This window comes from Pseudomonas germanica, from assembly GCF_019614655.1.
Taxonomy (GTDB): Bacteria; Pseudomonadota; Gammaproteobacteria; order Pseudomonadales; family Pseudomonadaceae; genus Aquipseudomonas; species Aquipseudomonas neuropathica.
Window position 1 is genome coordinate 5,499,373 of the sequence record NZ_CP071586.1, and the last position, 22,088, is coordinate 5,521,460.

General features: G+C 57.7%; 10 protein-coding genes. 6 read left to right on the forward strand and 4 right to left on the reverse strand.

The annotated features are described in order from the left end of the window. Window positions 1-12: 12 nt before the first annotated feature. From J0G10_RS24405 to J0G10_RS24430, 6 genes are read left to right on the forward strand one after another with little or no spacing between them, the layout of a single operon-like run. Window positions 13-738 carry an RDD family protein gene (locus J0G10_RS24405; protein ID WP_095048228.1) on the forward strand — a complete coding sequence of 242 codons (726 nt, stop codon included), beginning with the start codon at window positions 13-15 and terminating at the stop codon, window positions 736-738. Continuing rightward, window positions 735-1,712, forward strand: coding sequence for a stage II sporulation protein M (locus J0G10_RS24410; protein ID WP_220556907.1), 978 nt, complete (start codon window positions 735-737; stop codon window positions 1,710-1,712). The genes J0G10_RS24405 and J0G10_RS24410 overlap by 4 nt, the downstream gene beginning before the upstream one ends. Further along, entirely contained in the window at window positions 1,699-3,246 is a 1,548-nt protein-coding gene (locus tag J0G10_RS24415) for a DUF4129 domain-containing protein (protein WP_220556908.1), read from the forward strand. Before J0G10_RS24410 ends, J0G10_RS24415 begins: the two co-directional genes overlap by 14 nt. Then, window positions 3,243-4,406 carry a DUF4350 domain-containing protein gene (locus tag J0G10_RS24420; RefSeq protein ID WP_095048230.1) on the forward strand — a complete coding sequence of 388 codons (1,164 nt, stop codon included), beginning with the start codon at window positions 3,243-3,245 and terminating at the stop codon, window positions 4,404-4,406. Before J0G10_RS24415 ends, J0G10_RS24420 begins: the two co-directional genes overlap by 4 nt. Continuing rightward, window positions 4,403-5,404 carry an AAA family ATPase gene (locus tag J0G10_RS24425; RefSeq protein WP_095048231.1) on the forward strand — a complete coding sequence of 334 codons (1,002 nt, stop codon included), beginning with the start codon at window positions 4,403-4,405 and terminating at the stop codon, window positions 5,402-5,404. The genes J0G10_RS24420 and J0G10_RS24425 overlap by 4 nt, the downstream gene beginning before the upstream one ends. Beyond that, window positions 5,401-6,732: a DUF58 domain-containing protein gene (locus J0G10_RS24430; protein WP_220556909.1), complete on the forward strand. Its 1,332-nt coding sequence runs from the start codon at window positions 5,401-5,403 to the stop codon at window positions 6,730-6,732. Before J0G10_RS24425 ends, J0G10_RS24430 begins: the two co-directional genes overlap by 4 nt. 25 nt (window positions 6,733-6,757) lie before the next feature. On the opposite strand, the gene J0G10_RS24435 is transcribed toward J0G10_RS24430, so the two are convergent. The 4 genes from J0G10_RS24435 to J0G10_RS24450 all read right to left on the reverse strand — a co-directional run bounded on the left by J0G10_RS24435 (window position 6,758) and on the right by J0G10_RS24450 (window position 21,838). Beyond that, a complete protein-coding gene (locus J0G10_RS24435; RefSeq protein WP_245398002.1) occupies window positions 6,758-10,810 on the reverse strand; it encodes a hypothetical protein in 4,053 nt (1,350 codons plus the stop codon). After that, window positions 10,803-14,927 carry a Tc toxin subunit A-related protein gene (locus J0G10_RS24440; protein WP_099757023.1) on the reverse strand — a complete coding sequence of 1,375 codons (4,125 nt, stop codon included), beginning with the start codon at window positions 14,925-14,927 and terminating at the stop codon, window positions 10,803-10,805. Before J0G10_RS24440 ends, J0G10_RS24435 begins: the two co-directional genes overlap by 8 nt. After that, a complete protein-coding gene (locus J0G10_RS24445; RefSeq protein WP_220556910.1) occupies window positions 14,924-18,670 on the reverse strand; it encodes a Tc toxin subunit A in 3,747 nt (1,248 codons plus the stop codon). The genes J0G10_RS24440 and J0G10_RS24445 overlap by 4 nt, the downstream gene beginning before the upstream one ends. Before the next feature lie 144 nt (window positions 18,671-18,814). Further along, on the reverse strand, window positions 18,815-21,838 hold the full coding sequence (locus J0G10_RS24450) for an Ig-like domain-containing protein (protein ID WP_245398003.1): 3,024 nt from the start codon (window positions 21,836-21,838) through the stop codon (window positions 18,815-18,817). Window positions 21,839-22,088: the final 250 nt, after the last annotated feature.

The following is a 22,088-nucleotide window of genomic DNA, read 5'->3' on the forward strand; positions in this document are numbered from 1 at the left end:
ACCAGGTAGCCCATGCTCGAGACCACAGCACCGCCAAGGAAAGCACCGCTGGCCCCGCCGCTGGATACGCGGCATCAGGTCGAAACGCCGGAAGGCATCGACCTGCCGTTGCGTCCCGCCGGGTTAATGGTGCGTGCCGTAGCCTTTGCGATCGATCTGGCCCTGCGCGGCGTGATCATGGGGGTGCTGTTCATCGCCCTGGCGTTTCTCGGCAAGCTCGGCATGGGCCTCGGCTCGCTACTGCTGTTTGCGATCAGCTGGTGGTACATGGTGCTGTTCGAAGTGCTGCGTCAGGGCCGCTCGCCGGGTAAACAATGGATGGGCCTGCGCGTGGTGCACGATGACGGCACCCCGGTTGGCTGGTCGGCCTCACTGCTGCGCAACCTGCTGCGTTTTGTCGATCTGCTGCCCTTCGGCTACTTCCTCGGCACCCTCAGTTGCCTGCAACACCCGACCTTCAAACGCCTTGGCGACATCGCCGCCGGCACATTGGTGGTCTACAGCGAACGCCCGCTCAGTCGTCCGCAACTGCCTGATGCCGAACCTCGACGCTCACCAGTGCCCCTGACACTCGCCGAACAACGCGCCGTGCTGGGCTTTGCCGAACGCCAAGAAGAACTGTCGCCAGCACGGGTCAATGAACTGGCGGCCCTGCTCGCCCAGCCATTGCACATTTCTGCGCCCAAGGCTGTGGCTGAACTCAATGGCATCGCTCGCGGTTTGTTGGGCCCGACATGAAGCAAAGTCTTTTCGAAACGCGGCACAAGGCCGAATGGGAGCGTTTTGCGCTAGCCCTTGAACGCCTTGAGCACGGCAAGGAGACCTCGCAAGTCGCCGGTTTCCCCAAAGCCTATCGGCGGCTTTGCCAGCATCTGGCGTTGGCGCAGGAACGCGGCTACAGCAGTTTCCTCATTGATTCGCTGCAACAACAAGTACTACGCGGCCATCAACAGCTGTACCGTCACCGCAGTCGACTCGGCGCCAATCTGCTGAGTTTCATCCTCGCCGACTTCCCCCGCCTGGTTCGTGCCGAATGGCCCTTTGTGCTGGTCGCCAGCCTGCTGTTCTTCGGCAGTCTGATCGGCGTCGGCGTGTTGGTGTATTTCTTTCCCGAACTGGTCTACAACCTGCTCCCCGCCGATCAGGTGCGCGAGATGCAAGGCATGTACGACCCGGTCGCCGGACACCTCGGGCGCCCCGCCGAACGTGCGGCCAGCGAGGACTGGGTGATGTTCGGTTACTACGTGATGCACAACATCGGCATTGCCTTTCAGACTTTCGCCAGTGGCTTGTTGCTAGGCGTCGGCAGTGCGTTCTTTCTCTTTTACAACGGCATGGTCATCGGTGCGGTGGCCGGGCACCTCAGCGAGATCGGTTTCGGCCAGACCTTCTGGTCATTCGTCATCGCCCATGGCGCCTTCGAACTCAGTGCCATCGCCCTCGCCGGGGCCGCCGGCCTGGAACTCGGCTGGGCGTTGATCGCGCCCGGGCGGCTGACCCGCAGCGAAGCGCTGAAACGCGCCGCACGCAAAAGCGTGTTGCTGGTCTGCGGCGTGATGTTGTTCCTGTTGATTGCCGCGTTTATCGAAGCTTATTGGTCGTCGAAAACCAGCGTCACACCACTGACCAAGTATCTGGTCGGCGCCGCGCTTTGGGCTCTGGTCGCGGTCTATCTGTTGTTCGCCGGAAGGACCCGCCATGCGCCTGAGTGACGCCACCGTGGTGATCCGCCCGCGCACGACCTGGGAAGCCATGGACCTGGGCGTGCTGATGAGCCAGCAACATCGGCGTCTGCTGATGACCAGTTGGGCGATTGTCACCCTGCCGCTGTTCGCCTTGCTGAGTCTGTTGCTGTGGGATTCGCCGTCACTGGCGGTGTTTATCTTCTGGTGGCTGAAACCGGCTTATGAACGCCTGCCGCTGTACATCCTGTCGAAAGCGCTGTTTGGCGAAACGCCGACACTCAAGCAAGCCCTGCGCGAATGGCCGCGCCTGCTCAAACCGCAATTGCTGGCCAGCCTGACCTGGCGCCGTCTGAGTTTCAGCCGCAGCTTTCTGCTGCCGGTGGTGCAACTCGAAAGCCTCGATGGCAGCGCCCGACAACAACGCCTGCACGTGCTCCTGCAACGCAACGCCGGTGCCGCGCAGTGGTTGACCATCATCGGCGTGCACCTGGAAACCGCGTTGTGGATCGGCCTGATGGTGCTGTTCTACATGCTGCTGCCGCAGCAAATCGAAACGGACTGGAGCTGGCAGTCGCTGATACTCGCGGCGGATCAAGACTGGCGCTGGCTCGAACACCTGACCAATGCCTTCTACGCACTGGTGCTGGTGGTGTGGGAGCCGATCTATGTCGCCTGCGGCTTCAGTCTTTATCTGAACCGGCGCACACAACTGGAAGCCTGGGATATCGAACTGGTGTTTCGCCGCTTGCGACAGCGCCTGAACAACGGTGTATTGGGAGTGCTGCTGGCGGTCTTTCTGGTGCTGCCGAATGTGCCTTCGGCGTGGGCGGCAGAGCCGGATGACAGTCCACAGGCACCGCGACTGTTGAATCAGCCTCTGACCAGTCAGGCCTCACGGGACAGCATCAAGGCACTGCTTGAGCAACCGCCGTTCAAGAACAAGGAATCCGTCACCCGCTATCGCTTTAGCGACGATCCGGCGAAACCTGCCACAGCGCAAAAACCCGGTGAAGCACCGCAGTGGCTGAAAACCCTGCTGGATTGGCTCGACGGGCAACACTTCAATGTGCTGGCGAAGATCATTGAAGTGTTGCTTTGGGGCACGGTGATTGCTGCGTTCGGCTGGCTGATCTGGCGTTATCGCGACTATCTCCAAGCGTTCGTCAGCCGCCGCCCGAGACTGCCTGCCAAACCGAAACGCGCGGTGCCGCAACAAGCCTTCGGTCTGGACTTGAACCGCGACACCTTGCCTGGCGACATTGCAGGCAGCGCCGAACACCTCTGGCAAAGCCAACCCCGTGCAGCGCTGGGCCTGCTGTATCGAGGGCTGCTCAGCCATCTGCTCCACGACTTCGATATGACCCTGAAACCCGCTGACACCGAACTTCAGGTGCTCGCGCACGTTGAACAATTGCAACGCCCGGAACTGCTCGCCTTCAGCCGCAGCCTGACCACCCATTGGCAGAACATGGCCTATGGGCATCGCGTCCCGGCAGCCTCCCTGAAGCAGGAGCTGTGCGATGGCTGGCGCGCCTTGTTTGGTCCCGGAGCCGCCCGTTGAATCGCCGGACACTGTGGTGGGTGGCTGCGTTGATAGCCCTGTTAATCGGCACGCTGAGCGTGTTCCTCTACCTCAACGCCACGCCTTATCAGGAAGAAGTCGATCACGGCCCCTCGCCCGCCGCGCAAGCCAATCCATACCTGGCCGCCGAGCTGTTTTTACGTGAACGCGGGCTCAACGTCAGCCATGCCGAAAGCCTCGCGGCACTCCCCGATATCGACCCGCGCCGCCACACGTTGCTGTTGTTCAACGACCGCTCACACATGACCCCGCGTCAGGTTGACCAAGTGTTGAACTGGACCCGGGCCGGTGGGCGACTGGTGTTCGTCGCCGAGTCGCTGTGGGATGAGCAGAGCAAACAAAGCAACGATCTGTTGCTCGATCGCGTGCAACTGCATCAATCCCTGAGCAAGGATCTGAAAGACTTACCCGCAGACGCTGAACCAGAGCGCTTCCCGCAACTGACCAGACTCTATCTGGAAGACGAAGACGCACCGGCCTACGCTGGCTTCGACACCGACTTCCACCTCGACGACCCGAAGAATCTGGCGCAAGCGTGGGCCAACAGCGCCAAGGCCACGCACATGATGCAGCTGCCCTACAGCCTGGGCACGATCACCGTGGTCACCGACGCCGAGTTGTGGAAGAACAAGACCATCAGCCAATACGACAACGCCTGGCTGCTCTGGTATTTGAGCGCCGACACCGACGTCACGTTGATCTACAACACCGAGCACGATGGCCTGCTGACCTTGCTCTGGCGCTACTTCCCGCAAGCCATTGTCGCTTTGCTCGCGTTGATCGGGCTTTGGCTCTGGCACGTCGGCGTGCGTCACGGCCCACTGCAACTACCCGCCCCGAGTGGACGCCGACAATTGCAGGAACACCTGCGCGCCAGCGCCGATTTCCTGTTGCGCCACAACGGCCAGCAGGCGTTGCTGCAAGCACTGCAACAGGACGTTCTGCGCCGTGCCCGTCGCCGTCACCCCGGCTTTGACCAATTAAACGTTGCCGAACAATGGCTGGCTTTGTCGCGTCTGACCCGACAACCCACCCGCGCCATCAGCCAGGCCCTGAGCCCGGTGCCGGATCGGCGCATGTCCAGCGCCGATTTCTGCCGCCAGGTCGCCCACCTGCAAACTTTGAGGAACACGCTATGACTGAACAGATCGAGCCCGGCAGCGCCAGCCACGCCGCCCAGCAACGCCAGCGTGCCAGCCAGTTGGCGCAAGCAGTACGTGGCGAATTGCAAAAAGCGTTGATCGGCCAGAACCAGGTGATCGATGACGTGCTGACGGCGCTTATCGCCGGCGGTCATGTGCTGCTCGAAGGTGTGCCGGGATTGGGCAAAACCCTGCTGGTGCGGGCGTTGGCCCGTTGTTTCGGCGGCGAGTTTGCGCGGATTCAATTCACCCCGGATCTGATGCCCAGCGACGTCACCGGCCATGCCGTGTACGACCTGCAAACCGAGCAGTTCAAGCTGCGCAAAGGCCCGTTGTTCACCAATCTGCTGCTGGCCGACGAGATCAACCGCGCCCCGGCAAAAACCCAGGCTGCCTTGCTCGAGGCGATGCAAGAGCGTCAGGTCACACTCGAAGGTCGTGCCCTGCCCATCGCGCAACCGTTCATGGTTCTCGCAACGCAAAACCCGATCGAACAGGAAGGCACTTATCCCCTGCCGGAAGCCGAACTCGACCGGTTCATGCTCAAGGTGCGCATGGACTACCCCGACGCCGATCAGGAGCTGAACATGGTGCGCCAGGTCTGCCGCTCGACCCGCGCCGACATGCTCGATGTGCAACCGCTGCGCACCGTGTTGCAAGCCAAGGATGTGCAAGCCCTGCAACGGATTGCCAGTGATTTGCCACTGGACGATCAGGTTCTCGATTACGCCGTGCGCCTGGCGCGCGCCACGCGCACCTGGCCGGGGCTGACCCTGGGCGCCGGGCCGCGCGCCTCGATTGCTCTGGTGCGTTGCGCCCGTGCCCGCGCCTTGTTGCGTGGCGGCGAGTTCGTGATTCCCGACGACATCAAGGGCTGCGCGCTGGCCGTGCTGCGCCATCGCGTACGCATCGCGCCGGAGCTGGACATCGAAGGCCTGCAGGTCGATCAGGTGCTCGCACAATTACTCGACCAAGTTCCGGCGCCGCGCCTGTGAAACCCTCGCGCCTGCTGTTGATCTGGCTGGCCTTCCTGCTGCTCATCGGCATTGTGCTGGGCACGTTGCGCGCACTGGAGATCGATATCCCGGCGAGCCTGATATCGATCAACTGGGGATTGCTGCTCGCGCTGCTGGCTCTGGCGGCGCTGGATGCGTTGCGTCTGCACCGTTTGCCAACACCGCGCATCACTCGGCAGATGCCCGGCAGCCTGGCACTCGGCCGTTGGAGTGAGGTGCGCCTGGAAATCGAACACGACTTCAGCGAGCCGATGCACATTCAACTCTTCGACCATCCGCCAGAAGGCCTGAGCTTCGAAAACCTGCCGTTGTCGATTGAATTGCAACCCGGCCAGCGCAGCCTGCTCGGCTACCGTCTGCGCCCGCTCAAACGCGGTCATTTCAACTTCACCCAGTGCGAAATCAACCTGCCCAGCCCCTTGGGATTATGGTCAGGCAAACGCTTGCTCAGGGTCAGCGACCAGACCCGCGTCTACCCCGACTTCGCCCGGCTCTACGGCGGTGAGTTGCTGGCGGTGGACAATTGGCTCAGCCAGCTCGGCGTGCGCCAACGGCAACGGCGCGGTCAGGGCCTGGAATTCCATCAACTGCGCGAATTCCGTGAAGGCGACAGCCTGCGCCAGATCGACTGGAAAGCCACCGCACGCCAACGCTCACCGATTGCCCGTGAATATCAGGACGAGCGCGATCAGCAGATTATCCTCATGCTCGACTGTGGCCGACGCATGCGCAGCCAGGACGATGAACTGTCGCACTTCGACCACGCGCTCAATGCCTGCCTGTTGCTCAGTTATGTAGCCTTGCGTCAGGGCGATGCGGTGGGTTTGAGTACCTTCGCTAGCGAACACCCACGCCATCTCGCGCCGGTCAAAGGCAGCGCACAACTGAATGTACTGCTGAACACGGTTTATGACCTCGACAGCACGCAGCGCCCTGCCGATTATCAGGCCGCCGCCAATCAACTGCTGACGCGACAGAAGCGCCGGGCCTTGGTGGTGCTGGTAACCAACCTGCGCGATGAGGACGATGAGGAACTGCTGAGCGCGGTCAAACGCCTGAGCGCACAACATCGGGTACTGGTCGCCAGCCTGCGCGAAGAGACGCTGGATACGTTACGCCAGACCACGGTGCAAACGCTGCCCGAAGCGCTGGCTTACTGCGGCACGGTGAGTTACCTGAATGAGCGGGCAGAACTCCATGAGCGGTTGAGTGCTCATGGCGTTCCGGTGGTGGATGTCCGGCCCGCCGAGTTGGGGACCGAACTGGTGACGCAGTATCTGAGTTGGAAAAGGAGCGGAACCGCATGATCCCCTACTGATATCTGTACGAGGTTCAAGGCAACTCCGAGTCAAAGAATTGAAGCCGGAATACTTCTTCATCAAGTACCGCCCCCTGCTCATCGACAACAGAAGCACGAATGGTCTTGTAGCCAACCATTCCTTGCGACGAATAACTTTTTCTCACCCATCCATCTTCCGTTGAAAATGAAGAGCCATCGGGAACACTGTTCAGTACCCAGAGAACTTTTTGGCCGACAATAGGCTTGCCGTCGGGGATCGATACAATCCTGAACGAGACAGGCACAGATCGATCAACCGGGTAACTGCCACTGCCGCTGATCTCAGTCATCATTCGCTCGTGCGCTTTAAGCGTAAAAGGAATCAAACTGACCTCCCATCCAGCCAAGCCCCCCCGAACGCCTGCATAGAGAAGACCGGGTTGAAGAGCCGAAAGTCGGAACACGACATTGGCGATACCTTCGCTATCGGTTGTCGTCGGCGCGATGTCGACTCCAGGAAAATCCCAATTGACCTCAACGTTTGCCAAGGGATTACCGGTAATGGCCGAGACGACGTAAACCCGGGCTGAAACTTCCTGCCCCGGATAACCGCTCGGGTCATCACTGACCAGCTCTTTGATCTCTCGCGGCTCGTGCAGGAAATACGGCAACGAAATCGATTCCGAATACTGCGCATCCCCCACCGTCGCGGTCAGTTGCGCCGCTCCGGGCGTCTTGGGCACAAAGCGGATCCGCGCCTCGCCATAGAAGTTGGTGGTCGTCGTCACCTCGCCAAGATCCGCACTGCGCCAGACAACGTTCATCCCCGCCATCGGCCTGCCACTGATGGCCGAAACAACGGTGATCTGCTCGGACACAGCCTCGCCCCAGTACAGCGTCTGGCTAACCCGCGAACGCTCGGCGATTTTCACCACTTGGGCGCCTTCGCCCACCGACATTGCATTGACTGGTGACCATCGAGCCAGGCTTTCGCAGGCCAGAAACAAGCCAAAACTGCCGTTACGCTTGTCATCGACCATGAAGGAATCGGTGAATCCCGCCTCGCGGCTAAAGACCCTTGGCAAACCGAGTACTGGCTGAGTAAAACGAATGCCGAGTGCCTCAGGTCCGGTGCCGACCATGCCCAGCGTCAAATTTCGACCGGACAAGAAGGTGTCTTGCGGGGCAGTTACATCGATTCTATGGGTCAGTTTGCGACGCGCAAAACCGGTGTCCTGGCCGAAAGGCTGTGCAGGCCCGTTGTCCATACTGAACTGCAATCGAGCCCACGGATCGTCGGCCAGCGAACAGACCTCCATCGAACGTGTATCAGTAGCATTGTCATACGGACTGCTGACAGACACCTCAACCGTTGCCGATCCGCCTGTGGTTGCCCCATACGCAAAGCCTGCCCAGCCATCGTCAGCAGTCACATGTTCTTCAGAATGACCATCCACCTTCCACTGCGTTGGCACTTGAACCATGGCAGCTTCCGAGAAATCCGAACGTACTTTCGCCCACATCCATGCTGGGTCCTGACCCACGATCGGGAAAACGGCAGACTCACGTACGGTTTCAATGCTGAGTTTGTTATGGCCCAAGTGCATTCTGGTGACATCAATCGTGCCAGCCCCAGTCAAGAATTGTAGACCGAACTCCCCGGCCCCACGGCTAGCGGAACAATCCAGTGTCCAGGTCATGCCACTTTCATCAATATAATTGATGCTTCCCTGTGGAGGATTACGCACGATTCCCAGCTCTTCCGCCGTGCTGCCGTACCAGTTCAGTTCCATGTTAATACCCACCAATGGGCTCAACGCATTCGTTCTGAAAATATATCGGTGCACAGCGCCAATGCAGGGATACAGCGACTGACCTTTGTCGGTGCGCATTTGATCCAGAACGAGCGTGAACTCATCGTAAATATCCGGTGATATCAAGCGACCGAGCAACTCCCGATCCTCAAGTGAATCGGTCAACAACCGAAGTCCGAACATACTGCTGCGGCTCGTTATGAACTCAGAGCTCAGGGTCCAGATCAGCGGTTCATCCGCGAGCAATACCTTGGGCTCGCCAAGTTCACTCACCACCAACCCGATGCCTGGGTCGTCAATGCCCCATGCCAACGTGATTTCCTGGCCGATAAGAGGACTGTCGGCAAGCGCCGTGACCTGCAGGGAATGGGATTGGCCTCGTCGGCAGAAAAGCCCCCAAACATTGTCGATGTAGCCGCGATCAAACGTGATGTTGACTTTGTCTTTCCATGAACTCCTGGCAATCGCGGTCACGCTAAATTCGCACTCATGCGACTCGGCCGATTCATGCGCTCGGACCGCCGCGGTGATCGCATGAATCCCGTGTTCTCTGGTGTAAAACTTCAGGCTCCCCCAACCACCGCTTCCCGTTTGGCTTTGCACGACGCTGTAGGCGGTTTGCCACTCGACCAGCGCACCGATCACCGGTTCGCCGTCGCCCTGATCAGTAACATGCACCACTTGCAAGCGCAGGTACGCATATTCGTGTTCCTCCACCACCGGACTATTCTCGGCCTGACGTACCTCTTTGATCCTGATCCTGTTGCGCGCCAGCGACATACGTTTTCTGGGCGACGGCAACAACAGCTTCGAGCAGACCAGTGACAACTCGAATATCCCGTCGCGCCGGTCTTCGCAGTTCAGCGTCCAGGATGCAGTGCCCCCTCCATCGATCGGCATGGGCACCGATGTTTCCAGTGGCGGACTGACCACGACACCCAGTTGCCCAGGCTTGTCACCGTGCCAATGCAGATAGAAGTCGCTGCCTCGCAGACGACTGTTGGCCGCCAGCATTACATCAATGGAATGGGTAGAACCCCGGTTCGGATAACTGTTATCAATCCAGTCCCTGATTTCGTTGTTTTCACGGACAGTCAACCGTGCCCACGGATCCTCGCCCAGTACCAGTACGTCAAACGTCTGAGTCCACACACCCTGCTCGTAATAAAGGCTAACCACAGAGGCTTCAATAACGAAGTCCCCTGCTGCCTTCGCCTCATAATCGAAGTAAGCCCAACCTTGTTCATCAGTAACGGTAGCCGCCAACACCCCGTGTTCGACGGTCGCCCAGTTCACCGTAAGCCCGGCAAATGGCTGGCCGGTGTAATACGACGCTACTTGCACACCCAAACGGACACTTTGCTCAATCAACGGGTAGTAAGCGGCCTCGACCACCTCACGAAAAATCAGTCGATGATGCCCCAGCGATACGGGGATCTCGTAGGCCTGCGCGGTGTAACGGTTGCGCAAGCTCAGGGTGAATTCGTAGTCCTGATCATCGATTAACGGGCAATCGAGCGTCCATGGCACGTCCAGCGATTGCTGGGTGTCCCAAGCAGGCGTCGCGACAATCGCGCCCTGCGGGTTATTGTCGATGCTCAATGCAACCGGGGTGCCGTCCCAAGGGTTATCCGGCACAGGTACAAAACCGAGTACGTGGGGTGTGATCAATGCGTCGCTGCCAAAAGCTCCGCCCCTGCTGGCGCCCTGACACAGGTACATTTTGCGCAAGGGCGGGAACGACATGCCGTCCAGCTCAACTTCCTGCAACTCAAGTGGTGCGAGTTTCAACTCGACTTTGACGCGTGTAACCCAGAGTTCGCCAAATGGACTTGAAGACTCTGTCGAGCTGTATATTTCGATGCGCAGCGGCTTTGAGCTTGAGATGTCCGATGTCAGTTCCACTTCATGCAGGGTCGGACTGAATCGCCTCTCTGGCCCTGATCCGAAACCCTCGCGCTGTTGTGCCTGATCAGGTTTACCGACGGGTTTGAGTTCGATGCGGTAATGCTCGATTTCTCCCTGAGAAATCCTCACCCAGCCTGATTGGCTGAAACTGCTTTCCCACAGAAAACTCAGCCAATAAGCACCATTGCCATCAGGATCTCTGGGAAGTGTGACGTCCTGCGTGACACCCGTGCCCTTCGGCGCTTTGATGTGTTTGACAGGCGTGTTGTCGTAATACGCCAGGCCTATGGCAACCGCCCCCGTCCTTGCCCAACAATCGAACCTTTCTTCGAAATCACCGTTGCACACCAGGTTTTCATTCACCTGAACGATAGGATTATTCATGACTGCGCACTCCCTTGCCCTTGCCCTTGCCCTTGCCGGCCGGGCCCTCTTGTGCTGCATTGACCAACTCCTTCACCGAATCGGTAAACGACTGATCTCCGCTCTTGCACGTATAGCGAATGCGCAAAATGACATCGTTCATTGAGCCCAGCATGGCCTCCTGCGGCGGTTCTTTATGCCATGGCCATTTCAGCTCCCAGGCGGACACCACACCGGTATTTTCAAATGGATAGAGCAAACCTTCATCTGGCTTCGCCGCCGCCATGCCGTTGTCGGCAATACCCACCGACAAGGCAATCTGCTGGCCCGGACGCAAGTTGAAAAGCATATCGGAAGGGGCCAATTCCTCAGGATCCGGATTGTGCAAGTACTGCACTGACTGCACCGAAGCCCGGCTGGCAGTCATACTGCCGACCTGCAGCAAGGTCGCGCGCACGTCCTCGAAAGGTCCCGCCAGCACTGGCAAGTCGATTTCCACCGAACTGATCTGCCGGCAGTAATGTCCCGGATAATCCCGATCGAACAGCAGTTGGGTGAGTTTGAATTCCAGCGAGCCGGTCGTCTGCAATTGCGCCAATGCAGCCTCCCAGCTACCGATACCGAGCTGAGGGTCTATTGCATCGTTGAACAGGCGACGCAAGGAGATGGTTTTTACCAGTTCAAGCCGTCGCTCGGTGCGCTGCAGGTACTCATATTCCATGCGCAGCAGAAACGCGCGCAGATGCTCGCCAGCGGTCAAACCGAGGCGTTGATCCTGCCAGATCTGCGGCAAGGGAATATTGGAATCGTAATCGCCGGTTTCGGCATTCATCGCCGCTTGCGCGCTGAGGCACAGACTGACTACTGCGTCGTAAGCCTGATAGTGCAAGGCCTTGAGCTGGCCCAGCATCCAGCCGAACAATTCGGCATTGGTCGCGCGCTTTTTCAGATAGTTGTACATCGTCAACGCCTGAGCGTTAGCTCGTAGCGTTTGCGCGAGGTTGGTTCTGGCCGCATCAATCGCATGGTTCTGCGCGACGATTTGCGCATCGATGGCCGCGATTTCTGCCAGCGCCTGATCGCGTTGCAACCCCCATTCATTGCGGCGACGGCGATAGCCTTCGGTGGTAGCTTGCTTGTCGGCATCGATTTGCAGCATCGACGAAGCTATCTCCAGGCCAAAGCAGATGGCATCCGTAACTTTGTCGATACGAAACCCGCCCATCGCCATACCGAAGATATTGGGCGCGGCCGCCAAGGCCGCGCCTACCGGTTTGAGGATTTTGGCAGTCAGCGCCAGCTCTTTGGACTGGTCCAGGTTTGCCATGACCTGATATTCGACAGCCGACACGTTTTCGTCATAGCGGGCTGCGTAAGCAGCAGCCCGTTCCCGAGCCACTGTCCGGCTCTGCTCAAGCGCCGTCATGCTCGCTTCCAACTGAGCGATGGATTGCTCCTGCACGGTTCTGGCGTAGTTGCCCAACTCCACCAGATGGTTTTGCTGCAGCTCTTCCTGCTCGGCACGATCACGCCGCTCAAGCAGATTGAGTACCTGGCTGCCGTAATCCTGCAAGGCCTGCACCGCACGCAAGGCAACCTCGAAGATCGTGCGCCAGCGAAACGCAATCACCACCAGCCGTCCGCCCATCGGTCTGGCGCCACCGACACCACCTGCGGCCAGATCGCGCAGCAATTGATTCGGGTCAGTCGGTGGGTTGAACAACGGCAGGAGCATGGGCTTGCCATCAATGGTCAAGTTGTTGCGCAAGTTGTTCATGCGGTACTGCGGCTGGTTGAACCAACTGAATAACTCATCATTGATGGGTGCCCTGAACGGCGGACACCCCAACATGCCCAGCATGGGAGCCGTATCGGAGCCGCCCGGAACATCTGCCAGGCTGTAATTCAATGTCTGCTCGAAATCTTCCAGTGCCGTACGCGTGCAACTTTGGGCCAGAAGGTTCTCCAGCGTCGCGGTCTGCCACAAGTTCACCGTTTGAGTCAGAGGCGGTTTGCCCATCAATGATCCCGCTTGTACATAGCACAGCTTTGCCGCCACCAGGCTTTCGCGGGTCAGTTGGCGGTAATGCCAGTCCCCCCAGGCCATGAGGTTCTTCACATATTCGATGAACATCAGCAGCCTCAAATGCACGGGCGCTGAATATCCAATCGCATCCGGGTCGGCGGGCGCCAAGGATTCACAGCCGGCATTGCCCAAATCGTTGATCAACGGTCGACAGCGCCAGTAGCTCGGTTTCTCGGGTACCGAGCTGCTGTCGGCAGTAGCCCGGGGATCGAAGACGAAATGCAACCACGTCTGTGCTTCGGCAAACCGCTCTTCATCACGCAAGCGTGTCGCGATCAAATGCGGCAAATGGAAAAACAGCTCCCAGAAAAACAACCCGTTGGCACCGTCGAAAGCGCCATTGCGTTCCTCGAAATCAACACTGGTAGGCGGTGGCTCGGACAGATGCTGGGAGTCCCAATTAATCAGAGTCGCTGGAGAGACAGTGGAGCGTGTGACCAACTCGGGGCCGAACAGCGAATTGAGCCGAACGTAGCGCAGTGCCCAGTCATCGCCAAGTTGAAAGTCGAGGAATTGAGCGGCATCCGAGGTGTTTTTCAGCAGCGTTGGCGCGAGAAAATCCGAGAGTTCGACAATCGTCAAGTCAAACTGTTTACCGCCAAAGCCTTCAATATCATTCTTTAGAGTGAACCTGACGTTGTCCCACGTTCCCTTTGGTCGACTGAAGGTATCCAAGAACTGCATTGTCCAATCGCCGGCGATTGCAACATCACTTTTCACAGGTTTAGGGTCGTCAATATTTGCAAGTTCCAACTGCAAGGTAAACGCAGTCTTCTCGATGCCTGGTAACCCTGTTGACCTGCAAAAGCCCTCAACCGTCAGCACATCATCATTACCCGATCGCATGGCGAAGACGTTCAGCCCCAGAAAAGCTGCCATGGAGCCTGACGGTGACTCACTTGGGACCACAGTAACCTCAAGACCCAAGGGGTGCTGAACCGTCAAGGCAGAAACAAATCGCTCATTCTTGGCCAGCTCCAGCCAGGTACCACCGTCTTCAACATCAGGGCGCATCAACACATCGATGATCGCTTTCTCGTTCAAGGCACCCGTGCCGGCCTTACCATTGACCAGCAACACCCCAAGCTTGCCTTTCGGGATCTGAGGGTCGACCCACACAGTTGCAATCAGCCGGGCACCTGCAGAGAGATCGTCATCAAACTCGCCATGGAGTAAATTCAAAGGCGCCGACCACTGGCCGTTCTGCCTCATGAAGGCCACATTGATATCCAGTTGATGGGGCACAAATCGGGATCTGTCGTCCTTATCGGGATCCGGAGGATCGGCTTCGATGATCTCGCCGACCTTGTCCCGCCACTCCGCCCAGACCAGACACAGTCGGCCGTTCCAGACCACCGGACGCATGTCCAGCACCCGCCCGGCAGGTTGAATATCCACCGCTTTCCATTCACTCCACGCCGCCGGGTTGACGGCCACACACGTGGGCGTGATCTCGATTTGCGCCTTGCGCCAGAAGTACTGGAACGGCGGCACCCGCTGACGCCCGACAAAGTAATAATCGGCGCGCTCCGGGGTCGTGCCGTCCATGTAGCCACTGACAACATCCAGATCGCAGATCTGTTCGAAGGCTTGCAAGTAATCCTGTAGCGCGGCTTGAACCGAATCGCTGCTCAAACGGGCCTGGTTGAGGTTGTTTTCAAGGGCCTTGAACAGATCCGTCTTACGCTGACGGACGAACGGATTGATGTAGTTTTCCGGGTAGAGCGCGATCATCTGCACTGCAGCCCAGTCCGAGTAGTTGTTGTACAGCGCCCAGTTTTCCAGCTGCTCGGGGGGAAACTCGTGGTTTTCGAAACCGGGCTCCATTTTGTTGTACACCGCACTGATATATTGCTGCGCACAACTGATCGCTTCGGCCACCCCCGACGTCTGCACACGAGCACTGTCCAACGGGTCGATGCGCAGCAATTCGAACACGTCCTCTGGGGTCAGCAAAGGCGGGTAACGCTCCGCCTTTACTTGCCCGATGCAATACTCAAGCAACGCGGTACGACGTTTTTCCTGCAACAGGCCAATGTTGTTCGATGTCATGATCCTTGCTCCGTGGAAGAGGTTCCCGCGTCACTGGCGGAAGGCGGTGCCGCTTGTTCAGGTGAGTGGGTGCGGCCTTGTGTCCCCCCAAATCGGATGGGTTCGAAGACAGTCCCCTTCCCGCTTGCCAGGCTGCGTATACCGACTTCGAATTCACCGCTGAAATCGCTGGTGATATAAACCGTGGTTTGACCTTGCTGATTGGTGAAACCCTGTTTCGGACGGATCGTTGGCCTTTCTTCGGGATCTGTTTCTACCTCCCAGGCCCAGCCCACCAGCATGTTGGCCCCAAGGTTTCCGTACTGGTCCACCATCGTGGCGTAGAGTGTGATTTCCTGACCAAGCGGCACGACCTCCGTTGGCACCGGAGACATCAGCCCGGTCGGGAAATTCATGCTCTCGGCGTGGGCGATGACGTCGATGCTCACTGCCCACTCAGGCTCGAGCAGGCTCAGGGAAAAATAAAGTCTGTCCGTGCCCAAGACTGTGCCCGGAAAATACTCAGCCGTGAGGACTCCTTCGGGATCGGTGATGCCCGATCTGATGGTCCCTAGCTCGGAGTGCCAATCAACAGCGATGCCTTTCAACGCTGCGCCTCGGGCGTCGGTGAGCGTCATCGTAATGATCGCTTTTTCATCTTTTTTACTAGCGAAGACTTCCGTCGGTTCTACTGCGCAAGTCATCCTGACCAACTGCTTCAGTTCGCCCGGTGCTTGCACGACAGGCACACGCGTCTGGGTCTGACTGAGCAAAGCCAGTTCAGCTGCCTGGGCATAGGCCTCGCTGGCATCGGTTGTCTCCGGCAAGGTTCCAATCCGCAAAATGGTCCGGGCATCCATACCGGTCTGCATCGACAACTGGTAAACGCGCATCAGCAGATCCAGTTGTTCCAGGGTTTTCAACACTTGGGTTTCAGGATCGATATGGCGAACACATTCGCTGACTTCCTGCGCGCTCCAGGCAAAGAATTCAGCCAGTTTGATGGCTGCTGCCTGCTGCACCACCCGCAATGCATCCTCGCTGGGTCGGGCAGGAAGCGAATGGACCTGACGCAGATAGTCGAGCAATTTCTGCTCCGGCTGTTCACTCATGCTGAACGCGCGGGTCAGCGTGGTCATCGCGTAAAGTATGCGCACCGAGAACACATATTTTTGAGAGGGATCGATGATGATGATGCTTTGGTCGACCCACGCCTCATATCCATAATCCAGATAATCCCGGACCAGGGCCGCACTCAAACCCAGCATTGAAACGACTTCGGCGCGCTGGCGCACAACAGCCAGCAATTCGAGTAACGGATCTGAAGGTTCGTCGCGCCTGCGCTGCGTCGCTGGCGGTTCGAGGTCAGTGCGGTCATACACCTGGCGCAACAGTTGGTACACCGAAGCATCGACCCAGTTCAGCACCAGAATGGCCAATTCGCCCTCGATGCCGGCGTAGACTGCCAGCGACTCCCTGACCAGCGAAACCTGAGCGTCTCTGGCCTGCAGAAGAACGGTGAGCATGATCTCGGCCAAGACGCTGACCTGGGCTTCCTCAATGTCCAGGCCGTTCCTGACGGCCCATTCGAGCTTCTCGCGGGCAAAGGCCGAATAATCTTCCGGCGTCATGGCAGTGGCCAGTATCAGGCCATTGGCATCGACAACCGGCGCCAGCCCCTCACTGTCAATCGACAATAAATCCAGCCAGTCGCTTCCTCCGGCCGGCGGGATACCGGCCACGAGAAATGAATTGTTGGATAAACGCGCGCTGGGCAGGAGGGTGCCGATCTTGTCGAAGAACTGCTGATCCTGCTGGGAGAAGTCGCTCAGACGCAGTGGTGCACTCACGTGCTGCAACATCCACAACACCGATATGTTGCTTTGCTCACACCATTGCACACAGGCCCGCATGGCTTCGATCAGGCTCAGCACGCCCGGACCGCCAGCCGTGGCGTCAGTGCGGCTGTCATCGTCCGCCACATCAACAATACGCGGCTTGCCCGCCAGCCCTTTGAGCCAGGTTTCTCCCCCCAGCACACTGAGCATCAACACGCCTTCGACCGGCGTGATATTCAACAGCCGGGGCAGTTTTACCAAACGGTAAAAACTGGAAATGACCGCCGGACTGCGCACCAGATTATCGGTAAGGTCATGAGCCTGGGCTATCGCCAATGCCAGGTAGTGGTAAGTCTGAAGATCAATGCCCAAACCACTGCATAGCTGGCTGACCGTCAGATTGTCTTGATCCGATGTCGGTATCAGCGCAAACGGTGTGCCGTCGAGTCTCAGCGGCTTGCGATAATTGTCTTGATTGTTGAAGACCTGATCGAACTGCGACAGTGCATCACCGCGACCGTACAGTGACAGTTCATCGAGAAACACGGCGAAATCCGCTGCCGTGCAGTTGTAGCGTTCACGCAGTCGCTGAAACAGACCCAATGCATGTATCACGTTGACCGAAATCGCCCATACTTCAGGCTTTTCAGCGCCGCGTGCCTGGGCCCTGATCGCCGCCACCAACAAGGCGTCAGTCTGCTCAGGGGGCAGACTCAGCCATTTGTCCAGGCGTAACTTGCGGTTGAGTCGATCAAAGAAATTCAAACCCTCGCTGGTTGTGGGTTCGATCATGATTTTATTGAAGCTGGATCCCGACTGAGCGGTGATACCAATAGCCGGATGAGCGTAGTTATTGATGTAAACCGAGCCGGATCGTCCACTTTCCGGGAGAAGAGTCTGATCGGGATAGTTCACGTTGGCAGAACGCCACGGTGTGTGATCCCCAACCGATAAAAGACTGATAACTTCCTCTGCCACTAGATTTGCATGTTCAGTCAAACTAAAAATGTAGGCGAGACCCTGTATAGCTATGTGAGCTCCGACGTCAAAATTGTCCAGATAGAAGGCAACGTAATTGTCGACGGTTTTGTAAGGTTCAGTAAGCAGCTGCTGCTGGTAAGGGCCAAGCCGAGAGGCATGGGCCAGGGCCGCAGCGGCAAGCCTGGTCAGGGAGCCGGAGTGCAAGAAGTTGGGAAATTTCTCGTCAATGATGTTGGCAAAATCCCCCACTGATCGTCCGTTGAAACCCGCAACCCCATCAACCGTGATCCAATGCTGGTAATACGGCAGACCGTTGGGATAGCGTGCCTTGATCAATGCCTGTTCAAGTGGAACCTCCGTGTTCGCAGCGATGAACGCCTGTAGCACGCGTACGATCACGTCGACTGATGACTCCGGCGCGTTCACCGCTTTACTGTCGACCGTCAACTTCATCAAATCCGTGCGACGCTCATGCAACGGCAGCTTGGTGTCGTCACCAACGGATTCGATCAAGTCTCGAATCAATCGATACAAGAAGACCAGATACGCCGAAGGCCCGAACATGGACTCCAGAGAATCCGAGGGGCACTTGGCTCCCAATTGCAGATCGAATATTCGCTCCAGTTGCGGCCCCTTAACGAGCGACATCAAACCACTGGACGGTCCTGTCGGCCCGACTTTGTCCGCCTGCTCGTGATGTTCAATAAATCGACGCCGCACATAGGTCGCCAGGCTGTTGGCCCGGCGCAAAAAGCGCCGGGCCTCTTCTTGCTCAAGTCCGTACTCGCCAACCAGAACCGGAAGACCCTTTTCGACCAGAGGGAAAAATGATTCCCCCTGCTCAACGTAACTCCAGAGTTTCGAAAGCCGGTTTTGCACAGTGGACGTTTGCTCACCAAACAGCTGAATGAACAACTGCGCAGCGGGACGGAGTGAATCAGCCATGGTCACATTCCTTGAGTCGATAACGGGCCCGGTCCGCCTGACTGTCGTGTCAGGCGGACCTAGCGTTCCATAAGGATTTAGCGCTTGAACGCAGCAGCCGCCAACTGTCAGAAATGACAGGTTTAATGCCCGTTCATCGGAAATTTACAAGCGTGATTTATCCGTCGGTGCTGATTCGATTTCAAACCGCTCACTGGCGACCCAGTCGGAACCCAGCGGATCGCTGTCGCTTGGCTGCAGCTTGAAACGACACCAGTTGCCACCCAAAGGTAGCGTTTGGTCAGACAGGCCTTGCCAGTCAGGGTCGACCTGAATCGACGCTGCCCATGTCTTGTCCGGGTTGAACGGGTCGACCAGAACACCGACACCTTGACGGCCCGTGCCGGCAAACAGCACCGGGTTGCTGACCCAGCGTCCCGGCGCGGGTATCTCAATGGTGGGCAGATAAGTTGCCAGCTGAACCGTGCGTTTCGCGCTATCGGATTCAAACCCTTCGTAAGCCGCCACAACTTCCAGTTCATGATTGCCTTCGTTTTGCCCAGGCTTCAGCGTTACCGACCACGTCCGGTTTTCCCGCACCTTGGCGCTGGCCTGGTCGCCACCCAGCGTCACAGTCACGGTGTCGCCGGGCGTCGCGAAACCCGACACCACGACCCGGCGGCCAACATGGTCATCGGCAGACGGGGTCTCGATAAACGGCGCCGCCGGCACGACCTTGTAACGCAAACGCTCATTGGGTTGAGAGCGCTGCGGAATGCCATTGTGGACGAAGGTTTGAAAGGCCCAGATGGTTGTGTTGCCCACCGGCAAACTCACTTCGGCTTCCCAGCAGCCTTTCGCGTTCACCTCAATATCCGTCAGCAATGGCTCAGTAGCGCCTTCCAGCCAGACCTCCACCCGCGCGCCAGGTCGGCCAGTGCCAACAATCTTCGAGGTGCGCGGCGCTTTCCCGCCAGGGATCGGCGTCCTGAATCGAGGCGGCGGCACCACCACCTTGAGTTCGTGCACCGCGCTGTTGGGCGACTCTTGCCCGTTAAGTATCTGTTGCGCGTGGAGGAAGTAAGGCCTCAGCTCCAGATCGCGTAGTTCGATCGACCATTTGCCCTCCTCAAGCAATTCGAGCGGAGCACCCAGCGTTCTTCCCATCTGGCTGTCATGCAATTGCATCATCGCGCCCTGCATGCCGTTATCACCTTCAATGGTGACGTCGTATCCCACTTCTGAGCCGGATACCGGCGCGACGATGAGCGGTTGCAACATGACTCTGTGGACAGTGAAGGTTTTCGATGCCGGCACTGAAGGGAGATCGAAAACGATCTGGGTAACGGTGACGCGGTGGAGGACTCCGGGTTCAAATGCTTTGGTTCGCTGAAATGCCCAGCGCTCACCCTCCACATCCGCTTCGTACTCCAAGCCGTCGTCGCTGAACCGGAGCTTCACCAGCGCTTCAGACCAACAAGTGCCGCTGAATATCGGCTCCAGCCCCTCCTCGGAAGGATCATCCAGGCCTGGCGCCAGCGGTGGAATCGTGACGTGCAAGCTGAAAGGACGTTGCGAGGAATGGTCTCCCAGATGCTGTGTAATGCGGACTTCCCGCTTGTTGGTTGGCCCCCACTTCACCAATGCCGGGGTGGACCATTTGCCGTTCTCGACCACTACACTTCGTGCAGCCTCGGTTGAATCGGGAAACCTGAGCGAGACGGTGGCGCCTGTGTAACCTTCGCCGCTGAAGACGGGTAGATACTCCTCGGTGTAGCTCGCCTCGGTGATATCCGGCATGTTGTTGTGGACTTCGAATTCAAGCGGCAGCGATTCGATCCAGCCATTGGCGTTGTCGGCGATCTTTTGAATCACCGTCACATCGTAGCTGCCCAGAGGCCAGACAACGGGGGCAGTTTCCCACTCGCCTTGGGCATCGACGCGGACGTTGGGAGGCAAAGGCAGCGAGCTGTCGCTGGCAGAGAACTGGATTTCGGTCCGCAGGTTCTTGTCGTAATGACCGGTACCGGAGAATTTCAAGCTTGTATCAGGAAGAAAGGTGACATCAGGCTCTGCCAGTTTGGGAGGCCGGATCCGGAAATCTCGAGGCGCGCTGCGAGGTGAAGGGACATTGTCCAGAGTTTGTATCGCTACGAGTGAAGCGGGTCCAGGCTGGACATTTACCGGCACTCTCCAGGTCCCAGCCGAAACCGCGGCCTCCCCCACGTGCTCTGATCCCAAATCCATGTAAACAGCCAGGATGGCACCCTGGATGGCCAAATCACCTGAAAGGTCAAACGATTGAGACTGTAGCGTACCCGCCGCCGGATCTAAAATAACGGGCGAAAGGTTAACCGTGAGATCGACAGGGTTAGAAAGCAATGTCGATTTTTCGAACGTTTGTTCTGCGACCAGTATGAAACTTCCCCATGAGAGCGCTTTGGTCAGCTCTATTTTCCAGTGACCGTCAAACTCTACAATTCCTGAACCATATCTATCCAGGGGGTTTCCTCGCCGGTGGAGGTTGATACTTGCATAGACTTCACCAGTGCCGGAAACAATCGGTTTTGCCTCACCGATCACTGCACCGCTTACTGGAGATATTATTCGCGGCTCCTCGATTACCGTTAAATTCCATTCCGTGGATTTGGAAGTTTTACCACCGAAAGTCTGTGTTGCATGCACGCTGTGTCTGCCGAGGGGAAGTTTTTCCAATGCGGCAGACCAGGTCCCGTCAAGGTTTGGCGTGCCTTTGAAAGACTTGTCGCCTGTCGTCACCTCAATTACGGGATTATCCCAGGCTCCGGTGCCAGAGATAATTATTGATGAAGAAACAAAACTATTTTGAGGCGGCCAGATAATTCCCAAAGGCTTGATGATGCGGAACTGCCCTGAGAAGCCCCAGTCCGATCCCACCATTCCCCCCACGTAACGCGTATGTATTTCCAGACGGTCACTATGTTTTATTTCAGGAATAATGACGTCGTACCATTGCTCGTTCGAGTTTGAGCCTGGATCCATTTCGTACCAATGGTTGCCATTAAGCTTGAAGTGGACCTCACGCTTTGTCAGGTTGTTCGGTATTGTGTTGACCCGAATAGTCAGGGGGAACTGTTGAAGAGTTCCGCTAACATTGGGAGAAAAAGTAGGCGCTGCCCAGCCAAGGGGAATTTCTGAATCATCCGTCACTGTTCTTTCTCCCGCATTCGTGAATTAAAAACCGATTCCAGAATCAGCGCTCCTGCAAATACATGTCACCTGTCAAACCTGACAGTCCCGACCAACGGTACTCTTGTCGACAAGGCGTTTCGATACGCCGGGTTCGGTGATGGCTGTGAGGCGCGAGATGGCCGAAAAAAAGCAAAACGCAGCATCTGGAGATGGCGCTTGATCAGGGAGTGGAGTGGGAATGTGGCTAGCCGAAAAGGCTGAATAACGA